A 24,299-nucleotide genomic window follows, 5' to 3' on the forward strand; every position below is an offset into this window, starting at 1 on the left:
AGGAAGAGAGGGGGTATGGAGTTGCTACATCCCAAATCTAGATGGAATACGATACCAGTAGCTTCTGAGGAAATTCAAATATTAAAAGATGAGCTTTCTTTGCATCCCATGGTAGCTCGCATTTTGATACGAAGAGGTCTGCGTGAAAAAGAAGAAGTCAAACGGTTTTTACAACCTTCCTTGGACTCTTTGCATGATCCCTTTCTTCTACATGATATGACCAAAGCAGTCGAGAGAATCAGAGCTGCCATCCAAAATCAAGAACGAATTAGAATTTATGGTGATTATGATGTAGATGGTGTATCGAGTACAAGCTTGATGCTACAAGTATTTGAAGTACTTGGAGCACAAGTAGACTACTATATTCCAAATCGATTTCGAGAAGGATATGGGCTACATCAAGCGGCCATTCAATCAGCCAAAGACGAGGGAATAAGTTTACTGGTGACAGTTGATACAGGGATTAGCGCCGTGGAACAAGCTGCATTTGCTAAATCCATCGGTTTAGATCTCATTATTACTGATCATCATGAACCTTCTGCGGTAATTCCAGAAGCGGTGGCTGTCTTAAATCCCAAAAAGCCAAATTGTTCCTATCCAGATAAACAGCTTGCTGGAGTCGGAGTAGCTGCAAAATTGGCCACAGCCTTGTTGGGAGAAGTTCCCACTCGTTGGCTTGATTTAGTAGCATTAGGTACTATTGCCGACCTAGTTCCCTTAAAAGGAGAAAACAGGATATTTGCTTCTTTTGGTTTGAACTGCATGAATTCACAGACCAATATAGGATTGACTGAATTAATGGCAGTTTCGGGGATTGAGAAAAAAGTAAATGCTGGACATGTAGGATTTTCTCTAGGTCCTCGTATTAATGCGATTGGAAGGCTTTCTTCTGCTACAGAAGCAGTAGAATTGTTAACTACGAAAGATAAAACACGAGCTAAGCAGTTGGCGATGTTATTAAATGAAAAAAACATCGAACGTCAAACATTGGTAGATACTGCCACAATGGAAGCAGTTGCCCAAGTAGAAGCAGATAAACAATTACACAGCAAAGTAATCGTGGTATATAAAGAAGATTGGAACTTAGGAGTAGTTGGGATTGTTGCATCCAGGCTGGTAGAGACATTTTATCGACCTACTATTGTACTTGGAAAAGATCAGAAAACAGGTCTTTTAAAAGGGTCTGCAAGAAGTATTCGTGGATTTCATTTGCATCGAGCATTGACAGGAGCCAGTAGACTGCTATCGACTTATGGAGGCCACGAAATGGCAGCAGGAATGGCTCTAACAGAAACGAATCTGCCTCATTTTCATTCCAAGCTTACAGAATTAGCCGAAGAGTGGTTGACTAGTGCAGATTATATAAAAGAAACGCTGGTTGAAGAAAAGATTTCAATAGCAGATGCAAATACGGCGTTAATTGATTCATTAAATCAACTAGAGCCTTATGGTATTGGCAACCCAGTTCCTTTGTTTCAAATTGAAGAAACAGAGGCTTACCGATTAGATTGGATGGGTGGTCAATCTAATCATCTCAAATTACATTTAAAAGATGATAGTGGTAATAAATTGGAAGCGGTTCGTTTTCGGTGTAGTGAACTTGCAAATCAATTAACAGTTGGGGCGAATACTCAAATCGTGGGAGAATTGCAAGTAAACGAGTGGAATGGGAGAAGAAAAGCGCAGGTTTTGATACGAGACTTGGCTATCCCTCATCTGCAAATATTTGATTGGCGTACCAATCGAAAAGAAGCTAGAGTCGCAGAGTTAGCTGGAAAAGCGGTGCTATGTATTTCTTCGAGCAAAGAGAGGTATACCAATTTAGAAGAAGGACAATTGTACACATGGGATGACGATATTCCCCACGATCTCCCATTTGCTCATCTTGCTCTCTTGGATGCTCCTCCATCCGTTGTGAGGTTTAAAACAGTAATTCAAAGTTTAAAGAATACGGAGCGTATCTATGTTTGTTTTGGTGATGAAGATATGGTATATCGTTTACCAGTCGTTCCCAGTCGTGAGAAATGTAAGCTTATGTATCAAACACTTTGGGCGAAACGTTCTACCCGTATCCCAATGCAGGCGAGTATTGATGCATTGAGTAAACGTCTTGCTATGTCTGCTAGAGTTATTCGTTTTTTAATGGATGTTTTTGAGGAATTAAATTTTATTGCCATTGAGGATGATCAAGTAGAAGTTATAGCTAATCCAATAAAACGTGATTTATTCGAATCCAACATATATCAACAAGGAAGAGACCAAGCAGAAGTACTTCAGACACTTATCTATTCTTCTTTTCGTGAATTGAGCAAAACAATTAAAGGAGCATAACGTACATGAACTTAAAAGATATAATTCGCGTTATCCCGGATTTTCCTCAACCGGGTATTCGCTTCAAAGATATTACAACTCTATTGAAAAATGGTCCTGCTTACCAATTCATGATCAATCAACTAGTAGACATTTATAAAGATAAAAAAATTGATTTAATTGTTGGACCTGAGGCTAGAGGTTTTGTTATTGCAGCACCTCTGGCCTATGCGTTAGGAGTTGGATTTGTACCTGTTCGTAAACCAAATAAACTTCCGCATGAAACGATTGAAGTCACATATGATCTGGAATATGGTCAAGACTCGCTTGTCATGCATAAAGATGCAATATTGCCTGGTCAGCGGGTGCTTATAGCAGATGATTTATTAGCTACAGGCGGGACCATTTCAGCGACACTTGAATTGGTAAAGCAACTAGATGCTGAAGTGGTAGGCGCAGCATTTTTAATTGAGCTGGCTTACTTAGATGGACGTGAAAAATTAGGAGATATCGATATACAGACATTGGTTCAATATTAGAAGTGAGGTGGGCTGTACCACCTCATTTTTTTTACTTTACTTTTCATTCTTTGCCTATCTAATGCTATCCACTTACATAATTCACAATTTAAGAGGGAATCCTAATCGCAGTAATATAAATCTACGAATACGATGTGAATTTTGGAGGTAATTTTTGATGGCAAAAGTATTATATATCACAGCAAATCCAAAACCAGTCGCAGAGTCTTTTAGCTTGCGTACTGGGAAAGCTTTTCTAGAAGAATACCAAAAAGAAAATCCTCAAGATGAAGTAGTCCATCTCGATCTATATAACCTGGATATACCGATGATTGATGCTGATGTATTTAGTGGGTGGGGAAAACTTTCAAAAGGGGAAGACCTTTCAGCAGATGAAAGAGCAAAAGTAGAGCGAATTGCTGAACTCACAGATGAGTTCGTAGCAGCAGATAAATATGTATTTGTAACACCTTTCTGGAACTTCCTCTTTCCACCAAAATTGAAAGCATATATCGATGCGATTTGTATTGCTGGGAAAACATTCAAATATACGGAAAATGGTCCAATAGGTTTGCTTGGTGAAAAGAAAGTGGTGCATATCCAAGCACGAGGCGGTTTTTATTCTGAAGGACCTGCGAAAGAATTGGAATTTGCAGATCGCTATCTTCGTACAGTGCTTAATTTCCTAGGAGTTACAGATATTCAAACTGTTGTTGCCGAAGGAATGTCATTTGATCCGAGTAAAGCAGAGGGAATTGTTGCTAACGCAATTGAAAAAGCGAGAGAAGTCGCAAGAAATTTTTCAGGTGAAACAGTTCGAGCGTAAATAAGTAAAAAAGTACAATCCATGTGGTTGTACTTTTTTACTTTTGTTGAGATAAAATGAGTAGTAATAGTAGAATAATAAAAACAATCGTCACAATAAAATCTTGTTCATTGGAAAAAGGATGGAAGTTTTTAAATATCGGGATATCGACTTTGGGAAAATCCCACTGAGCATTTCGGAAATCTTTGGACACGTTATGAAAAAAATCCATTTCATACTCCCTTCGACAATCTTCTGCTTTAATTTAAATAGTAGAAAAAAGCACAAGTATTTGCAACTTTCTTTGAGATGGGGCTGAGAAAATGATTATTTCTTCCGATCTAACGAATAGATGTTATACCCAAGATGATTTAGCGAGAAGGAAGTCTGCCTTCACTTCTCCACTTGAAACAAGAGACCCATTTGAACGGGATTATGGGCGAATCGTACATAGTGCTTCATTTCGTAGGCTTCAAGCCAAAACCCAAGTGATAGGCTCAGAAGCAGGTGATTTACATCGTACAAGACTGACGCACTCCATGGAGGCAGCGCAGATAGCTCGCAGCATTGTTATTTTTTTAAATGCACATGATCCAAAACTTGGAGCTGATTTTTCTCTTGACGTGTCTCTACTTGAAGCAGCAGCATTAGCTCACGATCTTGGTCATCCCCCCTTTGGTCACCATGGCGAACAAGCTCTACATGATTGTATGTATCATTATGGAGGATTTGAAGGGAACGCCCAGACGTTTCGCATTTTATCCCGCATAGAAGGAGATAAAGTCGTAGGATTAAATTTAACGCGTGCTCTTCTCTATTCTATTGTAAAATATCCTATCATTCTCGATGATGCGATTGGCAAAAGTACCAACAAAGAACACCCGCCAAAGGCTAATATATATAAAGTAGACGAAGAAGCTTTTCACTGGATGATGGAGCCTCTGTCACAGGAAGAAAAAAATTATTACATGGAAACCAAGACGACAGAGGAAGGTTTCCAAAAGACAGTTCGGAAATCATGGGAGTGTTCCTTATTAGAACTAGCTGATGATATTGCCTATGTAACCCATGATGTGGAGGACGCGATCAATCTAGGTTTCATTCATTCTTCTGCTTTGACGAAAATATTGTCTTCCTTTCCAGGGTTTGAAAAACATTTTTTGCGAACCGATCACTTTAAATATGATTTAAAACAGTTAATATCTGCAATGATTTCTTATTTTGTTTTTGGTGTAGAGCTAAAAGAAAACGAAGTAGATGCGAGTTCGCCTCGATTGAAGTATCGCGTTGAATTAATGGCAGAGCGATTTGAGCTGCTTCGTATTTTAAAACAATTAGTAATCGATGAAGTAGTATATTCACAAACCGTCCAAACGATGGCTTGGAAGGGTAGATTTGTCGTTAAGCAGTTATTTGAAGCGATGATGAACGAACCAAATTTATTACCCCATAATGATCGGCTGACGATCAAGAAAGGGATATCTACTTTTGATAAAGCAAGAGTGGTCTGTGATTATATATCGGGTATGACTGATCCGTATGCAATGAAAGTATACCAACAGCTTTTTGGAAGAGGAGATGGGGCATCTTTTATTCCACATCTCTAGTCTAAATTCCTGCTTGATAAGAGAAACTAAAAAATGGTATTATTTGGATAAATATAAACAGAATCTCTTTCTAGGGTTTGCAAGTTTTATCGTCACGGTAAGGAGTGTTTTGCATGGATGAGTTGCATGACATTATCCGAGTTCTCTTAGAGAGTGTAGACCGGCGTTATGAGTTGATGGAAAATCAATATAGCAATCAAACACGCGAGATAGAAAAGAGAATGGATCGATTAGAAAATCTGTATGAAGAAGAATTTTATCGACTGAATCGAGAGATACGTTATCTTCAAGAAAGAATTCATGACGTGGAGACACAGTTGCTGTTTATGCAGAACAGTGAAAATCTACCAAAATCGAATCGAAAGCGTTTCTAAAAATGTGAAATAGATAAGAGGGCAATGTTATCTTATCTATTTTTATTTTGATTTAAATCCGACTTATCAAGTTGGTTTTATTGACTTAAATTTTTAGTTATGTATAATAATATTAGTTTGGAACATGCTTTTACTAATAAAGGTAAGAGGAGTCGGATGTATGAAGCGTTTAATATGGTTTGCTCCCTTTCTATTGGCTTTTCTGTTATTTGCAGGGTGTAGTGTCGGAACCACCAATGACATCTATACAAAAGTAAAAGAAAGCGGAGTATTGGTAGTTGGTACAGAAGGAACTTATAAACCATTTAGTTATCATGATGAAAAAACAAATGCATTAACAGGATTTGATGTAGAAGTAGCTCGTGAAGTAGGAAAAAGATTAGGACTCAAAGTCCAGTTCAAAGAAATTCCTTGGGATGGAATGTTGACTAGTCTCTCTTCCAAAAAAATAGATATGGTGGCAAACCAAGTAGGGATTAAACCGGAGAGACAAAAGAAATTTGATTTCTCTACTCCTTACACGGTGTCTTATGCGCAAATTGTGGTGAAAAATGATAATACTACGATCCATTCTATTAAAGATGTAAAAGGCAAAAAAGCAGGTCAAACTACAACAAGTAATTATGGAAAGATGGCTCAAGATGCTGGTGCAACTATCGTTCCTTATGAAGATATGATGAGTGCGATGCGTGATGTAGCAGCTGGCCGGATTGATTTGAGCATGAATGACCGCTTAGCAATTGCAGAAATGATGAAGCAAACTCATCTCCCTCTTAAAACAGTAGGAGAACAAGTAGAGAAGTCATCTTCTGCGCTGGCGTTTCCAAAAGACAGTAAAAAATTGGTAGATGAAGTGAATAAGGCACTAGAAGCAATGAAGAAAGACGGTACCCTTGCGAAAATATCAAATAAATACTTTGGCATGGATGTATCCAAATAAGAATGATGTTTAAGGAAAAGTAGCTTTTATGGCAAGCTACTTTTCCGTTTATCTACAATCTTTCATGAGCATAGTAAGAGGGAGCTATATAAGAGGGGACGAGAAACGCATTGGGTGGAATACAATGGAATAATTTATTTGATTTCCAGTTAGCGAAAAGCTCTGCATGGTTTGTTTTGCAAGGGTTAAAATATACGATTATTATTACATTAATCACGATTGTTATCGGATTATTAATCGGATTAATTGTAGCTCTGATGAGAATGTCTTCCGCCAAAATTTTACGTTACCCAGCGAGGGTATACATATCTATCATTCGAGGGACACCATTGTTGGTACAATTATTTATTTTATATTTTGGCTTGCCTGTGATCGGAATTAACCTGACTCCTTTTCTTGCGGCGATTATTGGTCTTTCGTTGAATGTGGGCGGGTATTCTGCTGAAACTTTTCGGGGAGCACTGCTTTCGATTCCCAGAGGGCAGTGGGAGGCAGCTTATTCGATAAATATGACATATGGACAAGCATTAAGACGCATTGTGATGCCTCAAGCACTTCGAGTGGCACTGCCATCTCTGGCTAATACATTGCTCAGTTTGGTGAAAGATACTTCCTTACTCTCGATGATCACAGTCCCAGAAATGCTCTATCAAGCCAAAATTATTGGCGGTAGAGAATTTGATTACCTTACCATGTATATTTTGGTTGCTATTTTTTACTGGATTGTATGTACGATACTTGCTTGGGTCCAAGACCGTTTAGAAGATCGATATGGGAAATTTACGAAATAGGAGGAAAGACAGATGATTCAAGTTTCCAATCTGGTAAAACGTTTTGGTGATCAAGCAGTGTTGCATGGGATAGATGTCGAGGTGAAAAGAGGAGAAGTTCTTGCGATTATTGGTCCGAGTGGATCAGGGAAGTCAACTTTTTTACGGTGTTTAAATTTATTAGAAAAACCAACATCTGGAACTGTTCAAATTAATAATGCTGTTCTTTCCTTCCAAGAGAAAAAGAAAGTAGCAGAACGAGAAATAAGACAATTACGAGCGAAAACGGGCATGGTCTTTCAAAGTTTTCATCTCTTTCCACATATGACAGCAAAACAAAATGTAATGGAAGGCCCGATTCAAGTGAAAGGTGTTTCACCCAGCAAAGCAGCGTCACAAGCTGACCAACTATTAAGACAGGTAGGTTTACAAGAAAAACAAGATGCTTATCCTGATCAGTTATCTGGCGGTCAGCAGCAACGGGTAGCCATTGCCCGAGCACTAGCAATGGAACCAGAAGTTCTTTTGTTAGATGAACCAACTTCCGCACTAGATCCAGAACTCGTCGGGGAAGTATTAGCAACCATTCGCCAACTTGCATTGGGAGACCAGACGATGTTGATCGTGACTCATGAATTATCGTTTGCAAAAGAAGTAGCTGATCGAATTATCTTCATTGATCAAGGACAGATCGTGGAGCAAGGAAAGCCAAAAGATATATTTGAAACACCACAAATGGAGCGAACAAAGCAATTTTTGGAAAGATTTAGTCAGTTGTGATTTCCATGTTAAATAAGTATACTATTTATAATTAGTAGATCTGAAAGGTACTGGTGTGGAAACTCCCGAGATAACTTCTGCGACCAACGAGCGTTCGGTGTTTGGCGGGAAGATCGCAGTCGCCGTGCTTCTTTTGGTTGTGGTGGTTGTATTCCTTTTTCCGTTGTCTGGAATAGGATTTGCCTTTCTTCTCCTTCTGGTCCTCGCGGCAGCTGCTGTGTGGTTTGGAGGCTTCCATACCTACAAGAGTAAGCCGAAGAACTAGAAAGAGGCTCGGACCCCCCAGTCCGAGCCGTCGAAATTTATGTAGGAAACGATAAATATTAAGGCTGAGCATACAATTGCTTAGCCTTATTGCTTTTGCGATCCACTTTCTAGATAAAAGAGACCTGCGGAGATTAAGTCTACTTCGATCCGTGGATGATATTGCCAGATACATTCTCTTTGGCGTGCTGTTTTTGTTGATTTTTGCTCATCCGTTTGTTTTGCTTCGTCAGGAAAATAGGTATTTACTTGTTCTAGTTCCTCTTTCAGCCGCTTTTGGGCATCTTCCGCCCATCCATGATCTTCTTCTGTCAATTCTTCGGTAAGGAAATATTCGATTTCTCCAACAGCTTCTTGTATGGTCATGCGGGGGCTTAATGTATACCTTTTTTCTGGAAGCTTGAGTGTCCATTTATACTGATGGAGTTCATCTGCAAAATTGGTATTAATTTGACCAGTTTGCAAGTTGATACCATAAGACGATACTCGATCTTTTTTCTGATCACAGACATAGGAAATCAGAAAATGCACAGATAGCCAAGGTGTGTAGCCTTTTGATTGAGAAGAATACTGGGACCAGCCTGAAGGTTCTTGATAGAGACGGACAAATTTACCTTGTTTCTGAGCGGATCGTAACAGTTGTCGAAACCTTGGTGATCCATAAAAAAGGTATTCTGCTCGTCTATCTTCAGGTGGATTTTCAGGGTCAAAAACAAGGCAGAGTTGCAGGGGATTTGCTGGTAAATTCATTTTTTCTACATACATCCAATAATAGGGACGATTGACCAAATCTTTATCTGCTTCTATAGATAATTGAGTATGTAGATAGAAAGGAGTAGATTCCATAATTCGGCAACCATTGGTTTCTAGGTATCTTTCGGTAAAATTTCTTAGTGCTATTTGGTCCACAGTAACTCCTCTTTCTTATCATTCTCCTGAAGGTGCTCCTCTTTCACGTTTTGGAAGCGATCCCCGATTTGACTGAGTTGAATTCGAATTTCTTCATCGGTTTTGCTTTTTATCATAATATCCATCAGATTTTTTTCTAAGGAAGTGTCCTTTTCTAGACTCTCTAAAATGGTTTCCAGCTCACCGATAACGGACTCAAAAAGTGCTATTTTCTCATGAAGCAGCCATATGATATGTTCTTCAATTGTCCCGATCGTAGCAAAATTGTAGATATGGACATCATTTTTTTGACCTAAACGGTGAACGCGTCCAATGCGTTGTTCTACTCTCATCGGATTCCAAGGCATATCGTAATTGATGATATGATGGCAAAATTGAAGATTGATTCCCTCGCCTCCGGCTTCTGTTGCGATCATGACTTGAGCTCTTTTTTGAAAAATCTCCATCATGTAATCTTTTTTATTTCGATTAAATCCACCTCGAAAAGGTACAGCATGTATTCCTTTCGCTGCCAGTGCCCGCATCAGCATTTCTTGGGTTGCACGATATTCTGTGAATAAGATTACTTTATCGTCCAAACCGCTAATTAAGTTAACCGCTGCTTCTACTTTGGAAGAAGTCGTCACTGCACGTAATAAGTGAATCAAATGATTCACTTCAGGAGGTATAGATGCTTCTTCTCCATTGCCTTTTTGGAATAATTTAAAAAGCGTTAAAAAGACAGCATCACGGCTACTGCATACTTCTTTTTGTAAAACGAGCAATGATAACATACTCTTGAGATCAGCGGCAGAAGAGTAACGATCTCTGACAAAATCGCTCACCCCTTCATACAATGCCTTTTCTTCTGGAGTAAGTTCGATAGGGATGGTTTGGACAATCCGCTCTGTAAGGGGAAGATTGCTCTCTTTACGTCGATTACGGATCAAGACGCGGCTGATTTCTTGACGCAGTTGCCCTTCATTTTTTGCTAAGCGTTTTCCGGCAACATAATCTTTGTTAAAACGAGATTCGTTGCCAAGCTGCCCTGGTTTTAAAAGGGAAACGAGATTATATAGTTCTTCCATTTCATTTTGTACAGGTGTTGCAGTCAATAGTAAGCAATACTTTTTTTGCATTTCACTGATAAACTGCCAGTTTTTTGTTCGGCGATTTTTTAATTTGTGTGCTTCATCCACTATTAACAAGTCGTAGGGTTGAGAAAGAACTACTTCCCGATGAGGATCACGCTTCGCTGTATCCATCGAAGCGACCACAATATCATATTTATCCCACATCCATGCTTTTTTTTGTGCGACTGCTGGAATTTGAAATTTTTGGTTTAGTTCTCTTGTCCATTGTAAAACGAGTGAAGAAGGTACAAGGATCAATACTTTTTGTACCAAACCACGTATGAGATATTCTTTTAAAATCAACCCTGCTTCGATGGTTTTACCCAAACCGACTTCGTCAGCAAGAATCGCCCTGCCTCGCATTTCTTGGATGACCCGTTTGGTGACATCAATTTGATGAGGAAGTGGCTCTATCCCTTGAAGTTGATTTAGGCATAAAAGGGTGTCGAATTCAGGTACAGCAGTAACTTTGGCAGCTTCGATGGCAAGCTGAAACCGATCCCAGTTTGCCCATCCAGAATCTGTTTCAACTTGGTCTTGGAAAATAGGTAACCATTCCCGATGGAAACGAATCGGAGGTGTATTCATTTCTCTCCTCCATTTGGATAATTAGTATCTGATGTAGTATGAGTTGTTTTTTGGTAAATAATGCATGATAGAATGAAATAGTGAGGCAAGTTGGAGATATTTGATTCGGGTTCGAAATACATTGTAACTAGTAGTTGGAGTGAGTGATTAGCTGATGGGGAGAGGTGAAAAACGGAGATACGTGTGGATATGATGCTGGAATGCAAGTGAATTAACATGGAGATAAGAAAGCTTATTTTTGCAACTACTTACATATCGATCCATAGGATGAGTATGTAAGTAGTTGCTGGTCAACACTATACTGTTTAACTAAGTTGCTTCGACTTGAAGAAGACCATGGTGAAGCACAGCGTTGCTATTCCAAGAGAAGCGTACCAAGAACCTAGATACCCAAGATATGCTCCGCTTAGCTGACCTGTAAGGATGCCTAGTCTCCAAAGTAGAAGGAGAGTGGAGTATCCTTCTGTTTGTTTTTCTTTGTCAGCTTTTTCTTGGGTGATATTCTGAAAGCAGAGGTATCCTCCGCTTGTACTTGTCCCAAGAAGGGTACCAGTGATCAAAAAGCCCAGATAGGCAAACTGATCGAAGTGTGGAGAGAAGATAAGTCCCATAAGACCCAGCATCAGACAAATCAGACAGATGGAGATGACGAATCGATTACCTTTTTTCTGTGTCAGGTAGCCGAAAAATGACATCGATCCAATTCCAATCCATTGTCCGATGACTAGAACAACTGGGTTTACTCTATTTGTAATCAGGTAGAGACTCCCTGATACAAGGAGCATCCCCTGTACGATTGCTAGAAAAAATGCAGAACGGATGGCTTTGAGCACGTTATCCCCTGTCCAATTTCTCCAACTCTTCCAAGATAGCTTCCTATATGTTACTTCCGATTTTGGGAAATTATCGAAGTAGAGCAGGAAAAAAGCGAGAATAGAAGTTCCGATGCCTAATGCCCAAGAGAGCAAGCCAAGATGACTTGTTCCGAGGGAAACCCCGATTAGCTCTCCAATTTTTTCAGCAGATCGGATGAATGTTTGGAAGAAACCTCTACGTTTTCTTTCTGATCCTTCCAAAAAGGATTGTTCCATCAGGGAATTGCTTTTGGGAATGAACAGAGCAAAAGCAATCGCATGGATGGATTGAGCTAGAAAAAATACTGCAATCGCTTTGTAGTAAGCACCAATAAGGTAAAGGACTTGGGAACATACAAAGAGACCTACTGCGCCCAATGCTACATTCCTATGTCCTTTTACTCGGAGAGCCAGCCATGTAGCCAGCCAATTTCCTAGAGGCAGGAAAGTGCACTGGAAAAACGTGAATGCTGCTACTACTACACCGACACTCAACCCGATTCGATCCAGCTGAATGGGAAGCTGGATCAGACTGATGGTTGATCCAAGAATGAACAAAATTCTTGTGATGATAATAAATCTCATGTTCTTCCTTAAGTGGGAAATGAAATCTGTATTTATTGTAAACAATTATCTGAAAACTATCAAATTAAAGAGAGAATAGCGTTTGACTGAAAAAGACGTACTTTCTTATAAATAAAGCATGCAAATGATCGGTTTTTATGGCACAATGGAGGGGACAAATACATAACTTTGACGGTTGAAGACGAGAGGAGAGACCATTCCCAAGTATTGTTGGGTGTTGGCGCCGAAGGAGCAAACCTTTACAGGTGAATCTCTCAGGCAAAAGGAGGCTCGTCGGACGTCACTCTGGAGAGCGCTCTTTATGAGCCGCCAAAGGGGCATGTCCACTCAAGGACAGAACTCTCAGGTACCAAGGACAGAGGAATTCTTTATGAGATAAGGAATTTCTCTGTTTTTTTTGATGGAAATGATTTGGAGGTGCAAGGATGACAGCATTAAAACGAACAGCCCTTTATTCGGTATATAAAAATGAAGCAAAACTAGTTCCTTTTGGTGGATGGGAGATGCCCGTTCAATTTTCCAGTATTAAGGATGAACACGAAGCAGTTCGAACACGTGCTGGACTATTTGATGTCTCTCATATGGGGGAAGTGGAGATCACGGGAGAGGATGCAAAGAAATTTGTAAATCGCGTGACTACCAACGATATTCATAAACTGACGGTAGGTCAGGCTCAGTACTCCTTGCTTTGTTACCCAGATGGTGGAACAGTTGATGACTTATTAGTGTATCAAACGCAGGAAAATGGATTTTTGCTCGTTATCAATGCATCCAATATCGATAAAGATATTGCTTGGTTAAAAGATCAACTCCAAGATGATCAAGTAACGATTGTAGACCGTTCCCTAGATACGGCATTACTTGCTTTGCAAGGACCTTTTGCAGAGGAAATTTTACAACGTTGTACGACTTTTGATCTGGCGATTTTGTCTTCCTTTCAATTTGCTATGAACATCGATATATGTGGAATTCGAACTTTGGTCTCTCGTTCAGGTTATACAGGGGAAGATGGTTTCGAACTATATGTAAATGCAAAAGATGCAGAGAAGCTCTGGAAACAACTGCTTCAAGCAGGTGAGGAATATCAGTTAGTTCCTTGTGGACTTGGAGCAAGAGATACTTTGAGACTGGAAGCAGCATTACCCCTCTATGGACAAGAATTATCGGCTCAGATTTCTCCTTTGGAAGCAGGATTGGGATTTGCTGTGAAGTTAGACAAGGGAGCGTTTATTGGATCAAATGCGTTACTTTCTCAGAAAGAAGCAGGAGTAAAGCGGAAAAAAGTTGGAATTGAAATGATCGACAGAGGAATTCCTCGAAGTCACTATTCCATTTATATAGAAGATCAACTAGTAGGAGAAGTGACTTCTGGAACACAATCCCCATTGACCAAACGAAATATTGGTTTAGCTCTTATTGATTCATATTTTGCTCAGATGAACCAAATAGTAGAAGTAGAGATCAGAGGAAAACGAGTGAAAGCAAAGCTTGTACCAACGCCATTTTACAGGAGGGCAAGAGGATGAAACAGCGCTATCTACCAATGACAGAAAAAGATCGTACTGAGATGCTTGCAACTATTGGGGTAGATACAGTAGAAGATTTATTCCATGAAATCCCTGTTAGTGTTCGTTTTCAAGGGGAGATGAATTTACCTGCTCCCATGGCGGAATCCACATTAGTTCGTCATATGCGGCAGTTAGCAAGTAAAAATATATCCACTGATACACATGCTTCTTTTCTTGGTGCAGGCGTATATGACCATCATATTCCAAGTGTAGTCGGTCATGTTATTTCCCGTTCTGAGTTTTATACCGCATATACTCCTTATCAACCGGAAATCAGCCAAGGAGAGCTTCAAGCGATCTTTGAGTTTCAGACAATGATCGCAGAGCTAACAGGTATGGATGTTGCCAATTCCTCCATGTATGATGGTCCAACAGCACTAGCAGAAGCAGCAAATCTCGCAACAGGAGTCACAAAGAGAAAACAGATTCTCGTCTCTCGCACCGTTCATCCAGAAGCACGAGAAATTCTTCAAACCAATTCTCATGGATTGGGTTATGAAATCATTGAAATACCTTATAAAGATGGGATAACAGATACTTTAGCATTAGAAGAATTAGTGAGCTCTCAAACAGCGGCAGTCATCGTCCAATCTCCTAATTTCTTTGGTCATTTGGAAGATTTGACAGCCATTGAGAAACTAGCTCATCGGGTTAAAGGTTTATTGGTTGTCAGCAGTAATCCCAATTCATTAGGAATGTTAAAACCACCTGGCAAATATGGAGCAGATATCGTAGTTGGTGATGCACAACCACTTGGTATTTCGGCTTCTTTTGGCGGACCACACTGTGGATTTTTTGCTACTACCAAAGCTTTGATGCGTCGTATTCCCGGTAGAATTGTTGGAGAAACAGTAGATGAAGATGGAAACCGCGGCTTTGTTCTGACCTTACAAGCGAGAGAACAACATATTCGCCGTGACAAAGCGACATCTAATATCTGTTCCAATCAAGCCTTAAACGCCTTAGCAGCATCTGTCTATATGAGTGCGATGGGGAAAGAGGGAATGCAAGAGGTAGCGAGACAAAATTTCCACAAAGCTCATTATGCCAGACAAGAATTAAGTAAGATCGATGGCGTAGAAGTAGTTTTTTCTACACCATTCTATAATGAGTTTGTTGTTCAATTATCCAAACCGATCAAAGAGATCAATCACAAATTGCTTTCTTTCGGGATTATCGGTGGTTATGATCTTGGCACTTCTTATCCAGAATTAGCAGACCATATGCTCCTTGCGGTTACAGAAGAGAGAACAAAAGAAGATATTGCAGCGCTATGTCAGGCATTGGAGGAATTATTGGTATGAAAGCACACAAATCTCTCATCTTTGAATTGAGTCGTACCGGACGAATTGCCCATAGTTTTCCAGCACTTGATGTCCCAGAAGTAGAAGCGTTACCAAATGAATATGCACGAGAAGCAGCGGCAGATCTGCCAGAGGTGTCTGAACTCGACCTCATGCGTCACTACACTGAACTTTCGCGGAGAAATCATGGGGTGGACAATGGATTTTATCCACTGGGTTCCTGTACGATGAAATACAACCCAAAAGTGCATGAAGATGTTGCAAGGCTATCAGGTTTGGCGAAAATTCACCCTTATCAAGCAGAAGAAACGGTACAAGGAGCCTTACAGATTTTGTTTGAATTACAACAAGATTTAGCTGAAATAACAGGTATGGATGGAGTTACCTTACAATCAGCTGCAGGAGCCCAAGGGGAATGGACCGGATTGATGATGATAAAAGCTTATCATCAAAGTCGAGGGGAAGGCTTGCGAAACAAAGTTATCGTACCAGACTCTGCACATGGTACCAATCCTGCAAGTGCTACAGTTGCTGGGTTTGAAACCATTACTATTCCTTCTAACGAAAAAGGGCTCGTAGATGTGGCTGCTCTTCAAGAAGTATTGGGTGATGATACAGCTGCTTTAATGCTGACAAATCCTAATACACTTGGACTTTTCGAAGAAGAAATCGTAGAGATTGCTAGGCTTGTGCATGAAGCAGGTGGTCTACTTTATTACGATGGAGCAAATGCCAATGCGATATTAGGAATTTCTCGGCCTGGTGACATGGGCTTTGATGTTGTGCATCTCAATTTGCATAAAACATTTACGACACCACATGGTGGAGGAGGTCCTGGAGCTGGACCAGTTGGAGTGAAAAAAGATTTGGTTCCCTTTTTGCCAAAACCTCTTGTTGCAAGAAGAGAAGATGGAACCTATTATTTGAAAACCGACTTACCTAATTCTATTGGCAGGGTAAAAGGATTTTATGGTAACTTTGGGATCTTAGTGCGAGCTTTTGCTTATATTCGGACGATGGGAGCTGTAGGTCTTCGCCTAGTGTCCGAAAATGCAGTACTAAATGCGAATTACATGAAAGCAAGATTAAAAGACTATTATGATCTGCCATTTGAGCAGGTTTGTAAACATGAATTTGTCCTTTCTGGTAATCGTCAGAAAAAGTCAGGTGTTCGTACCTTAGATATAGCTAAACGATTACTTGATTTTGGTGTTCATCCACCGACTATTTATTTCCCGCTCATTGTAGAAGAATGTTTGATGATTGAACCAACAGAAACAGAGAGTAAAGAAACACTCGATCACTTTATCGATACCATGATCCAAATCGCCAAAGAAGCAGAAGAAACACCTGAAATGGTACAAGAAGCACCCCACCATACTTTAGTGAAACGACTTGATGAAGTACTTGCTGCCCGTAAGCCAAAACTGAGATGGAGCCGAAATTAAAGAAACAGCCGGGATTATGATTCCGGCTGTTTTTTCTTTTGAAGAGAGGGAAAGTATAAGGTTGACAAAAAGGTTAATACTGCAAATACACCAACACCCCAAAACACGGTATGCAGAGCAGTTTGCAGCCCATTCTGAAGTAAGTGCAGAGCTTCCTCACTCAGTTGGCCTTTTTTGACAGGGTCTAATAAAATATTAGCTGCGTCGATTGAAGAGAGTTTTAGATTGTTTGTATGATGCTGATCTAAATAGTATTTCAATTGAAAATTGAGAACCCCGCCAAGAATTGCGGTTCCTAGTGTTGTGCCAACAGATCGCATAAACATACTAGAAGCAGTTGCTACCCCTCTCATCTCCCAACCAACGCTGCTCTGGATGGAAATCGTAAAAGTAGAAGTAGCAAACCCCATTCCAACCCCGATTACAAATGAACCTATTCCAGCCCAAATAGGGCCTTTACTCGGATCGAGTGTAATAAAAAAGAGGGAGCCCAAAATAAGAAAAATCCCACCAAGAATAGCAGTGTAACGGAATCCTATTTTTGGAAACAATTTTGCAGTAGCACTTGCGGCGATTGGCTATCCTACTGACATAGCTGTCAGGGCAAATCCAGCAACAAGTGCAGAAGATCCCATGATTCCTTGAACGTAGGTAGGTAAGAAACTTGCCAATCCGATCATCGATGCACCTGCTAGTAGAGTGGATACATTTGCTACCGCGATCAGTTTATTTTTCCATAAAGATAGTGGAATCATTGGAGAAGTCGCTTTTGTTTCCCACCAGAGAAAAATTGCGATCGTAATGACAAATACAACAAATAAAGAAATAGTAGGAGAAGAGATCCAACCCCAGTTAGAACCACCCTCAATCAAAATAAGCATCAAAGCGGAAATAGAAATGGAAAATAGACTCGCACCAAGGTAATCAATCAATGGCTTTTTCTTTTCCACTTTTTCATGTAGGTACAGCTGAATCCCAATTAAACTGGCGATGCCAAGTGGGATATTGACCCAGAACACCCAAGCCCAGCTTACATATTGGACAATCAATCCACCAGCAAGGGGACCTATTACCGAAGAAATTCCCCAAACACTAGATAAATAGCCTTGAATCTTGGATCTCTCTTCTAACGAATACAAATCTCCCACTAATGTTGTCGCAATCGGCATCACAGCTCCAGCACCGATCCCTTGGATAAATCGATAAAAAATGAGCAATCCCATCGATGTGGCCAGTCCACACAAAAGAGAACCTACTAAAAAAATGGCTGTTCCAATCAAAAAAACTGGCTTTCGTCCAAATAAATCAGACAGCTTTCCATATATAGGAGTGGTGACTGATTGCATGAGTAAAAATGCTGAGAAAACCCAGCTATAAGCAGAAAAATTGCCTAATTCTGCTACTATTTCAGGTACAGCTGTTGCTACTATTGTGGATTCGATGGATATCATAAACATCGTAATCAACAAAAAGACAAATACACGTGTTCGTTTTGTTTTTTTGCTGGACTCCGAAAAGGGTTCTGTTTGTGTATAAGATGTCATGGTCTTGTAACCTCGTTTCATTTGCGAAAAGACATATAAGTATTCTAACCCCTTATCATGATATAACATTTCTACTCGCGAAAAAATAAATTTCGACCTACATAAAATTTGTTTAAACTTCCGTTTTTATTGCAATTGAACATTCCGATATTTAAGATAAATGTAGATAGAAAACACTCGAATCATGGAGCGACAATGTTACTGTTGGGCATTTTCCAGTTCGCATGGACTTACAGAATAAAGCAACTGACGGTGTACCCTGTCCTCCAAACTTCCAAGTGGGGAAGTTTGGATAGCTTTTCAACACTAGCATATAGCATAATCAACATGCTTTTGCTATCTCACCTAGGAATTGCTGCGATTTCTGCTGTGTCAGCAGTGCTGATCGTACAGCTTTTTTGCAGTGCTTTCGACAATGCCATCAATGAAGTGGCTCGTTCGTTGATCGGACAGTCGACCAGTGAAGAGAAAAAAAACTTCCCAGAAAGTCTGAAGAAGTTGAAAAAACTGGTTGCTAGTGGTGATCAAGAAACGCTGCTTGTACAAACCGTAAGTATCAACGCTGTAGTGCTCACAGCGATCCTTGGGGTTTTGGTGGGTTTACTGGCTGCTGTCTTTCCAGTGCAAATCCTGCGATTTTCTGGTACAGAGGAGACAGTAGCGGTATATGGCGCTTCCTACTTCCAAATTGTTGGAGGATGTATCGGATTGACCTTTCTTGTATCGGCCATGAAGTCGATCTTTCAAGGAACTAAGCAAATGGGGATCAGCGCTACCAGTGGTGTGATTGGGAACATCACCCATGTAGTTGCTGGGACTCTAGGGGTATATCTTCTAGGATTTGGCCTTGAAGGTGTCGCTTGGGCAACGATTCTAGGGCGCATAGTAGAGATGGTTTTCTTGCTGAACAAGCTCCGTGAGGGAGTATTTGCAAGAAAACTGGCGTTTTCAGGGCCGATTTGGGATGTTCAGAAGTATCTCCTCAAGAAAGCATTCCCGAAATTGGAAAATATGCTGATCTATCGTGTGAGCATGGGAGTCTTTTGGCATATTCTTCAAGGATATGGAGAAGTGACACTGCCTGCCAAGCGCATTTCTGATACGATCAGCGATATTGCCTTCGCCTTTCTTGCAGGACTAGGATCGGCCGTTAATTACCATGTGTCTAAATCATATGGGAACGCTGACTTCTCCTTGGTAAGGCGGTACACATGGAGTACGGTCAAGTTTGTTGCAGGTGTAGTTGTTGTGGTGGGGACTATCCTTATCCTCACGGGAGAGAGTATCGCATCATTCTTTTTCTCCGACAATACACAAGTAGTGGAAATGACAGGGACATGGATCATCTTTCAGATGATCAACGAATTGGTCTCACTTCCTTCTATGATCGTACAGAGATCATTGGATGGCGTACAGGCGACCAAAATTTTTCGGAAGAGTGGCCGATGGTCTAACTTCGTGTTTCTAGTTTCCCTTTGGATCGCACACTCGCTAGGTGCAAGTCTCCTTACCATCATGACCCTGGATTCTGTGTTCTGGTTCATGCAGATGGCCATTTTCACTCGATACTTTTACTCTGGTGAATGGGAGCTGCCCAAAAAAAACAAGTAGAGTACAGACATGCAGTCTGTGCAAATGGTTGTCTCGTTCACACAAAGACCCTCAGAGCAAGTGATTCGCTCTGGGGGACAAATATTTTTATAGGCGATTGAAATAAATGCTATCCGAGATATGCTTCCAGCATCCAGTTGTGTTTTTCAATTTTGGTAAGAATACCAGTTAATATATCGGCGGTTGGGTAATCTTTTGTTTCATCTGCTGCATGAATCGCTTCCCGTAGCTCGCTAGTCAATTGTTGAAAGTCACTTACTAATTGTTGCACCATTTGATTAGTTGATTCGTTTCCATTTGCTTCTTTCAAACTCGCTTTTGCTAAAATATCTTGAAAAGTAGCAACTGGTTTACCACCAATAGCTAATAGTCGTTCTGCTAGTTCATCGAGAATTTCATCGGCTTCCCGGTATAGCTCTTCGAATTTTGCATGCAACTCAAAAAAAGTGCTCCCTTTTATATACCAATGGTAGTTGTGAAATTTGGTATAGAGTAGGCTCCAATTCGCTACTTGTTTATTTATTGCGTCTTGTACAGATTGATTCATCATTTGACTCCTTTCTGTATTATCCATACATTAGCTATGCCCACAACAGTATCTCCTGATTCTTGATAACATTGGGACGGAAACAGTATTTTCTGATATACTCTGATCAAGATAAAAAGGAGACTAGGTTACAATGCTTTGGAGATATATCCCTTATGAGAGGAAAGACCCTTATTGGAATATGGCGATCGATGAAGCTATCCTGATCGCGCATCGGGAAAATCGGGTGCCTCCTACACTGCGCTTTTATGGATGGAGCCCAGCGACTTTGAGTATTGGATATTTTCAACGATCCTATCGACAAATCGATCATGACAATAGGAAAAAATTAAACTTAGGTTTTGTTCGCAGAATAACAGGTGGCAGGGCAGTATTTCATGATCGAGAATTAACTTATAGTGTTGTACTTTCTGAAAAGAACGAACTTGTTTCTTCTTCTGTTCAAGAAACATACCGAAAATTAAATCAAGCTTTTACAGTAGGATTAGAAAATTTAAAGTTAAGTCTAAATCTAGAAACACCAAACTATATGCAAAGCAATACATCAGCTGCATGTTTTGATGCTCCGGGTTCTGGGGAATTTTTAATTGAAGGACGAAAAGCAATTGGGAGTGCACAAACTAGACAGCAAGGAGTTTTATTACAACATGGGAGCATCTTGCTAGATTTCGATTGGAAGACATTTGATAAAATTTTTTTATTTCCAAATGAAGAAAGTAAAGCACAGCTAGTAAGTAGAATGGGTACATTATCTCAACTTTTGAACAGAGATGTGAATCCAGACGAGGTAATTCGTGCTATTTATCATGGTTTTGAAGAAGGATTAGGGATTACTTTTCAAAGAAGTAATCTTACTACATATGAATATCAACTGGCAGAACAATTAGCAGCGGAAAAGTATCGCACAGAGGCTTGGAACTTTAAGAGATAATCGATAATTCGAATCCTACCATTATTGTTGACATTCCTATTATTATGGAGAAACATCGAAAGGAATGAAAAAAAGCGTGGCTATTTATGCAATAAGTGATCTTCACCTTTCTTTTAATAAATCTGTAGATATCGATCAAATAGATCCAGAAAACGATATAACTAAACCAATGGAGCTTTTTGGGTGGGAGAAACATTATGATCATATCCGAGATAATTGGAGAAAGCTGATAAAGGATACAGACACAGTTTTGATCCCTGGTGATATAAGCTGGGCATTGAAGCTAGAGACAGCACAGAACGATTTACAATGGATAGGGCAGTTACCCGGTCGCAAAGTTCTCTCTCCTGGAAATCATGAGTATTATTATCACAGTAAAAATAAAATCAGAAAAGCTCTTCCTTCCGATATGGAATGGATAGATGCAGATTATACAGTGGTGGAAGAAAAGGTTATTTGTGCAACAAGAGGTTGGACATTGCCAACTGATCGAAATTTTGATGAAACAGAGGATCGAAAAATTTATGATCGCCAAATCGGTCGTTTACGTCTGTCGTTAGAAACAGCAGTTGCCAAACAGTTTGGAAAAGATATCATTGTAATGCTCCACTATCCTCCTCTTAATAAAAATGGGGCAAATTCTGGATTCTGGGAGTTAATGAAACAATACAACGTAAAATATTGTATTTATGGTCATCTTCATGGAAAAGCAATTCATGAGGCAGTTGAAGGCAACATTGATGGAATTCAGTTGAAATTAGTTTCTTGTGACGCCCTGCAATTTTGTCCGATAGTGATTATGGACTAAATAAATACTACTCTTCTTTCTGTACAGTCCCAATCAATTCCCACTATTCCGCATAAGGTAAAGATAGTAGAAGAAGGGTGGGGAGTTTCGATGGCTTGTACAAATACGAATATTCTTGCCAATGGTGGATTTCGTCATGGTTTAGCTCCGTGGACAGGGGTCAATGTAAAACTTGTCCATAATCCTGTATACAAAGGTGATGCATCCGTTTTACTTCAAAACGGCAGCGTACTAAAACAGAAACAACCTATCACCATTGAAAAAGGTTGTGCGTATTATTTTTATTTTCGTTTGCTTAATGCAACAGCTGGCGGTAAGGAAGCAAATTTATTTGCCACTGTATCGTATTTAGATAAAAATGGAAAAATTCTACGATCTACACCTCTACAAATATTACTCCCAAAAGCAAGCAAACTAGCCTTTAAATCTTATTTTGATATTGTTCCTCCACCTCCTTCTAGGACTAGAAATGTCGCTGTTTCTTTTTCTGGGGTGAACGGGAAGATATTTGTAGATTATATCCGGCTTGCAGCTCATACTGTATAGTGTAATTATTTTGCTTTCGGTGGAAGGTTTATTTGTGATAAAATAGTAGGTACTATTTATAAAAAGAAGTTTCAGGGGGTTTTACTTACATGCCAACGCCTAGCATGGAGGATTATCTGGAAAATATTTACAAATTAATAGATCAAAAAGGTTATGCCCGTGTTTCCGATATCGCAGAAGCGTTGGAAGTACATCCCTCATCGGTTACCAAAATGGTACAAAAGTTAGATCAAAACCAATATTTGGTTTACGAAAAATACAGAGGTTTAATGCTCACAACAAAAGGGAAAAAAATGGGTAAGCGATTGGTGCATCGGCATGAACTATTAGAACAATTTCTACGCATGATCGGAGTAAAAGAAGAATTCGTCTATGAAGACGTTGAAGGTATAGAACATCATCTCAGTTGGAATTCCATTACTTGTATTGAGAATTTAATGGAAATAATCGAAAAGAATAAAACAGTAAAAGAACAACTACAAATGGCACCTAAAACTGAGGATTATGAGGACTTGGAAGACCTTAAATCTCAGGAGAAAATCATCCCCTAGACATTTCACATTCTAGGGGATTTTTTTCTACATATATTTGTTATAAACGTAGGAGGTGTAAAGCATGTGGGCAGATGCCGTGTTTGAAGGTGGGGGAGTAAAGGGAATTGGCTTGGTTGGTGCTTTATGTGTAGCAGAAGAAAAGGGATATAAATGGAAACGAATCGCAGGAACATCTGCTGGATCTATATTAGCAGCACTCTTGGCAGCTGGTTACTCTGGACAAGAATTATATGAAATTATGATCAATAAAAATTTTGCTGATTTTTTGGCACCTACTTGGTATGACTATATTCCCTTTCTTGGTCCTAGTGCGAGACTTTGGTTTAAAAAGGGGCTTCATCCAACAAATCGATTGGAAAAATGGCTGGAACAATTATTAGCACAAAAAGGTGTATGCACCTTTAAAGATTTTGAAAAAAAAGAGACGAGACTTCATATCATCGTTTCTGATATCACTTTAGAAAATCTTCTTGTCTTTCCTCAAGATTTAGCAGTGTACGGTCATGATCCCGCACATTTTTCCGTTGCTAAAGCAGTGAGTATGAGTTGCAGCATCCCTTTCTTCTTCGAACCAGCTCGGTTGGAGAATAAAGGAATTAATAAGACTTGTTACTTAGTAGACGGAGCTGTTTTGAGTAATTATCCAATTTGGTTGTTTGACTCTGACAATCCTGAATGGCCGACATTTGGTTTTCGTTTGACTTCCGATGATCCTCCAACAGGGCACAACATCGATAGTCCACTCTCTATGTTTAAAGCTCTACTAGAGACAATGATGGATGCACATGATAATCGCTATATTCGAGAACAGGATCAAGTTAGAACCATTACTGTACCTGCCTTGGATGTTAAATTAACTGATTTTTCAATAGATATGAAAAAGCGAGAAGCATTGTTTCAATCTGGTGTCAAAGCAGCGGAAAATTTCTTTACGAAATTCACCTTTTCTGGCTATCTGGAAATGCGAAGCAAAGCAGATTTGGCTGATGATTCTAGGAGAAGACGTTTTACAGGATAGTTAG

22 protein-coding genes, 1 pseudogene and 1 riboswitch are annotated in these 24,299 nt (G+C 39.8%); of the genes and pseudogenes, 17 read left to right on the top strand and 6 right to left on the bottom strand.

Annotation, left to right across the window (positions count from 1 at the left end):
- Positions 1-21: 21 nt before the first annotated feature.
- From recJ to AC5WOF_RS08940, 3 genes are all read left to right on the top strand, one after another.
- Positions 22-2,331 carry a single-stranded-DNA-specific exonuclease RecJ gene (recJ, locus tag AC5WOF_RS08930; protein WP_496049616.1) on the top strand — a complete coding sequence of 770 codons (2,310 nt, stop codon included), beginning with the start codon at positions 22-24 and terminating at the stop codon, positions 2,329-2,331.
- 5 nt (positions 2,332-2,336) lie between these two features.
- A complete protein-coding gene (locus AC5WOF_RS08935) occupies positions 2,337-2,849 on the top strand; it encodes an adenine phosphoribosyltransferase (protein ID WP_496049617.1) in 513 nt (170 codons plus the stop codon).
- Between the two features lie 157 nt (positions 2,850-3,006).
- On the top strand, positions 3,007-3,654 hold the full coding sequence (locus tag AC5WOF_RS08940) for an FMN-dependent NADH-azoreductase (protein WP_496049618.1): 648 nt from the start codon (positions 3,007-3,009) through the stop codon (positions 3,652-3,654).
- A 37-nt stretch (positions 3,655-3,691) separates the two neighbouring features.
- On the opposite strand, the gene AC5WOF_RS08945 is transcribed toward AC5WOF_RS08940, so the two are convergent.
- Positions 3,692-3,865: a hypothetical protein gene (locus AC5WOF_RS08945; RefSeq protein ID WP_496049619.1), complete on the bottom strand. Its 174-nt coding sequence runs from the start codon at positions 3,863-3,865 to the stop codon at positions 3,692-3,694.
- A 91-nt stretch (positions 3,866-3,956) separates the two neighbouring features.
- On the opposite strand from AC5WOF_RS08945, the gene AC5WOF_RS08950 reads away from it, so the two are divergent.
- The 5 genes from AC5WOF_RS08950 to AC5WOF_RS08970 all read left to right on the top strand — a co-directional run bounded on the left by AC5WOF_RS08950 (position 3,957) and on the right by AC5WOF_RS08970 (position 8,104).
- Entirely contained in the window at positions 3,957-5,240 is a 1,284-nt protein-coding gene (locus AC5WOF_RS08950) for an anti-phage deoxyguanosine triphosphatase (RefSeq protein WP_496049620.1), read from the top strand.
- A gap of 113 nt (positions 5,241-5,353) precedes the next feature.
- On the top strand, positions 5,354-5,614 hold the full coding sequence (locus AC5WOF_RS08955) for a hypothetical protein (RefSeq protein ID WP_496049621.1): 261 nt from the start codon (positions 5,354-5,356) through the stop codon (positions 5,612-5,614).
- Between the two features lie 160 nt (positions 5,615-5,774).
- Positions 5,775-6,554 carry a transporter substrate-binding domain-containing protein gene (locus tag AC5WOF_RS08960; RefSeq protein ID WP_496049622.1) on the top strand — a complete coding sequence of 260 codons (780 nt, stop codon included), beginning with the start codon at positions 5,775-5,777 and terminating at the stop codon, positions 6,552-6,554.
- 110 nt (positions 6,555-6,664) lie between these two features.
- Positions 6,665-7,345 (top strand): amino acid ABC transporter permease, encoded by a 681-nt coding sequence (locus AC5WOF_RS08965; RefSeq protein WP_496049623.1) that lies wholly within the window; start codon positions 6,665-6,667, stop codon positions 7,343-7,345.
- A gap of 12 nt (positions 7,346-7,357) precedes the next feature.
- Positions 7,358-8,104 carry an amino acid ABC transporter ATP-binding protein gene (locus tag AC5WOF_RS08970; RefSeq protein WP_496049624.1) on the top strand — a complete coding sequence of 249 codons (747 nt, stop codon included), beginning with the start codon at positions 7,358-7,360 and terminating at the stop codon, positions 8,102-8,104.
- 351 nt (positions 8,105-8,455) lie between these two features.
- Here the strand turns inward: AC5WOF_RS08970 and AC5WOF_RS08975 are convergent, their stop codons facing one another.
- The 3 genes from AC5WOF_RS08975 to AC5WOF_RS08985 all read right to left on the bottom strand — a co-directional run bounded on the left by AC5WOF_RS08975 (position 8,456) and on the right by AC5WOF_RS08985 (position 12,416).
- Positions 8,456-9,277, bottom strand: a complete 822-nt coding sequence (locus AC5WOF_RS08975) for a YqhG family protein (protein ID WP_496049625.1) — start codon at positions 9,275-9,277, stop codon at positions 8,456-8,458.
- Positions 9,265-10,977: a DEAD/DEAH box helicase gene (locus AC5WOF_RS08980; RefSeq protein ID WP_496049626.1), complete on the bottom strand. Its 1,713-nt coding sequence runs from the start codon at positions 10,975-10,977 to the stop codon at positions 9,265-9,267. The genes AC5WOF_RS08975 and AC5WOF_RS08980 overlap by 13 nt, the downstream gene beginning before the upstream one ends.
- Positions 10,978-11,282: 305 nt before the next feature.
- On the bottom strand, positions 11,283-12,416 hold the full coding sequence (locus AC5WOF_RS08985) for an MFS transporter (protein ID WP_496049627.1): 1,134 nt from the start codon (positions 12,414-12,416) through the stop codon (positions 11,283-11,285).
- A gap of 175 nt (positions 12,417-12,591) precedes the next feature.
- Positions 12,592-12,696, top strand: a riboswitch (glycine riboswitch).
- A 145-nt stretch (positions 12,697-12,841) separates the two neighbouring features.
- Between AC5WOF_RS08985 and gcvT the strand changes: the two genes are divergently transcribed.
- The 3 genes from gcvT to gcvPB are packed head-to-tail and all read left to right on the top strand — an operon-like array spanning position 12,842 to position 16,736.
- On the top strand, positions 12,842-13,942 hold the full coding sequence (gcvT, locus tag AC5WOF_RS08990; protein WP_496049628.1) for a glycine cleavage system aminomethyltransferase GcvT: 1,101 nt from the start codon (positions 12,842-12,844) through the stop codon (positions 13,940-13,942).
- On the top strand, positions 13,939-15,288 hold the full coding sequence (gcvPA, locus tag AC5WOF_RS08995; protein ID WP_496049629.1) for an aminomethyl-transferring glycine dehydrogenase subunit GcvPA: 1,350 nt from the start codon (positions 13,939-13,941) through the stop codon (positions 15,286-15,288). The genes gcvT and gcvPA overlap by 4 nt, the downstream gene beginning before the upstream one ends.
- Positions 15,285-16,736: an aminomethyl-transferring glycine dehydrogenase subunit GcvPB gene (gcvPB, locus tag AC5WOF_RS09000; RefSeq protein WP_496049630.1), complete on the top strand. Its 1,452-nt coding sequence runs from the start codon at positions 15,285-15,287 to the stop codon at positions 16,734-16,736. The genes gcvPA and gcvPB overlap by 4 nt, the downstream gene beginning before the upstream one ends.
- A gap of 14 nt (positions 16,737-16,750) precedes the next feature.
- Here gcvPB and AC5WOF_RS09005 read toward each other — a convergent pair.
- Positions 16,751-18,349, bottom strand: a pseudogene (locus tag AC5WOF_RS09005) (MDR family MFS transporter).
- Between the two features lie 126 nt (positions 18,350-18,475).
- Here AC5WOF_RS09005 and AC5WOF_RS09010 point away from each other — a divergent pair.
- Positions 18,476-19,891 carry an MATE family efflux transporter gene (locus tag AC5WOF_RS09010; RefSeq protein WP_496049631.1) on the top strand — a complete coding sequence of 472 codons (1,416 nt, stop codon included), beginning with the start codon at positions 18,476-18,478 and terminating at the stop codon, positions 19,889-19,891.
- Positions 19,892-20,000: 109 nt separating this feature from the next.
- Here the strand turns inward: AC5WOF_RS09010 and AC5WOF_RS09015 are convergent, their stop codons facing one another.
- Complete coding sequence (locus AC5WOF_RS09015; RefSeq protein ID WP_496049632.1) at positions 20,001-20,438, bottom strand: Dps family protein; 438 nt, start codon at positions 20,436-20,438, stop codon at positions 20,001-20,003.
- A gap of 133 nt (positions 20,439-20,571) precedes the next feature.
- Here AC5WOF_RS09015 and AC5WOF_RS09020 point away from each other — a divergent pair, with 133 nt between their 5' ends.
- The 5 genes from AC5WOF_RS09020 (at position 20,572) to AC5WOF_RS09040 (ending at position 24,295) form a co-directional block, all read left to right on the top strand.
- Positions 20,572-21,369 carry a lipoate--protein ligase family protein gene (locus AC5WOF_RS09020; RefSeq protein ID WP_496049633.1) on the top strand — a complete coding sequence of 266 codons (798 nt, stop codon included), beginning with the start codon at positions 20,572-20,574 and terminating at the stop codon, positions 21,367-21,369.
- Positions 21,370-21,433: 64 nt separating this feature from the next.
- Positions 21,434-22,177 carry a metallophosphoesterase gene (locus AC5WOF_RS09025; RefSeq protein ID WP_496049634.1) on the top strand — a complete coding sequence of 248 codons (744 nt, stop codon included), beginning with the start codon at positions 21,434-21,436 and terminating at the stop codon, positions 22,175-22,177.
- Between the two features lie 90 nt (positions 22,178-22,267).
- Positions 22,268-22,723 carry a hypothetical protein gene (locus AC5WOF_RS09030; RefSeq protein ID WP_496049635.1) on the top strand — a complete coding sequence of 152 codons (456 nt, stop codon included), beginning with the start codon at positions 22,268-22,270 and terminating at the stop codon, positions 22,721-22,723.
- A gap of 89 nt (positions 22,724-22,812) precedes the next feature.
- On the top strand, positions 22,813-23,274 hold the full coding sequence (gene mntR, locus AC5WOF_RS09035) for a transcriptional regulator MntR (RefSeq protein ID WP_496049636.1): 462 nt from the start codon (positions 22,813-22,815) through the stop codon (positions 23,272-23,274).
- A gap of 64 nt (positions 23,275-23,338) precedes the next feature.
- Positions 23,339-24,295 carry a patatin-like phospholipase family protein gene (locus AC5WOF_RS09040; RefSeq protein WP_496049637.1) on the top strand — a complete coding sequence of 319 codons (957 nt, stop codon included), beginning with the start codon at positions 23,339-23,341 and terminating at the stop codon, positions 24,293-24,295.
- The last annotated feature ends 4 nt before the right edge of the window (positions 24,296-24,299 follow it).

The organism is Shimazuella sp. NTD250, assembly GCF_059510375.1.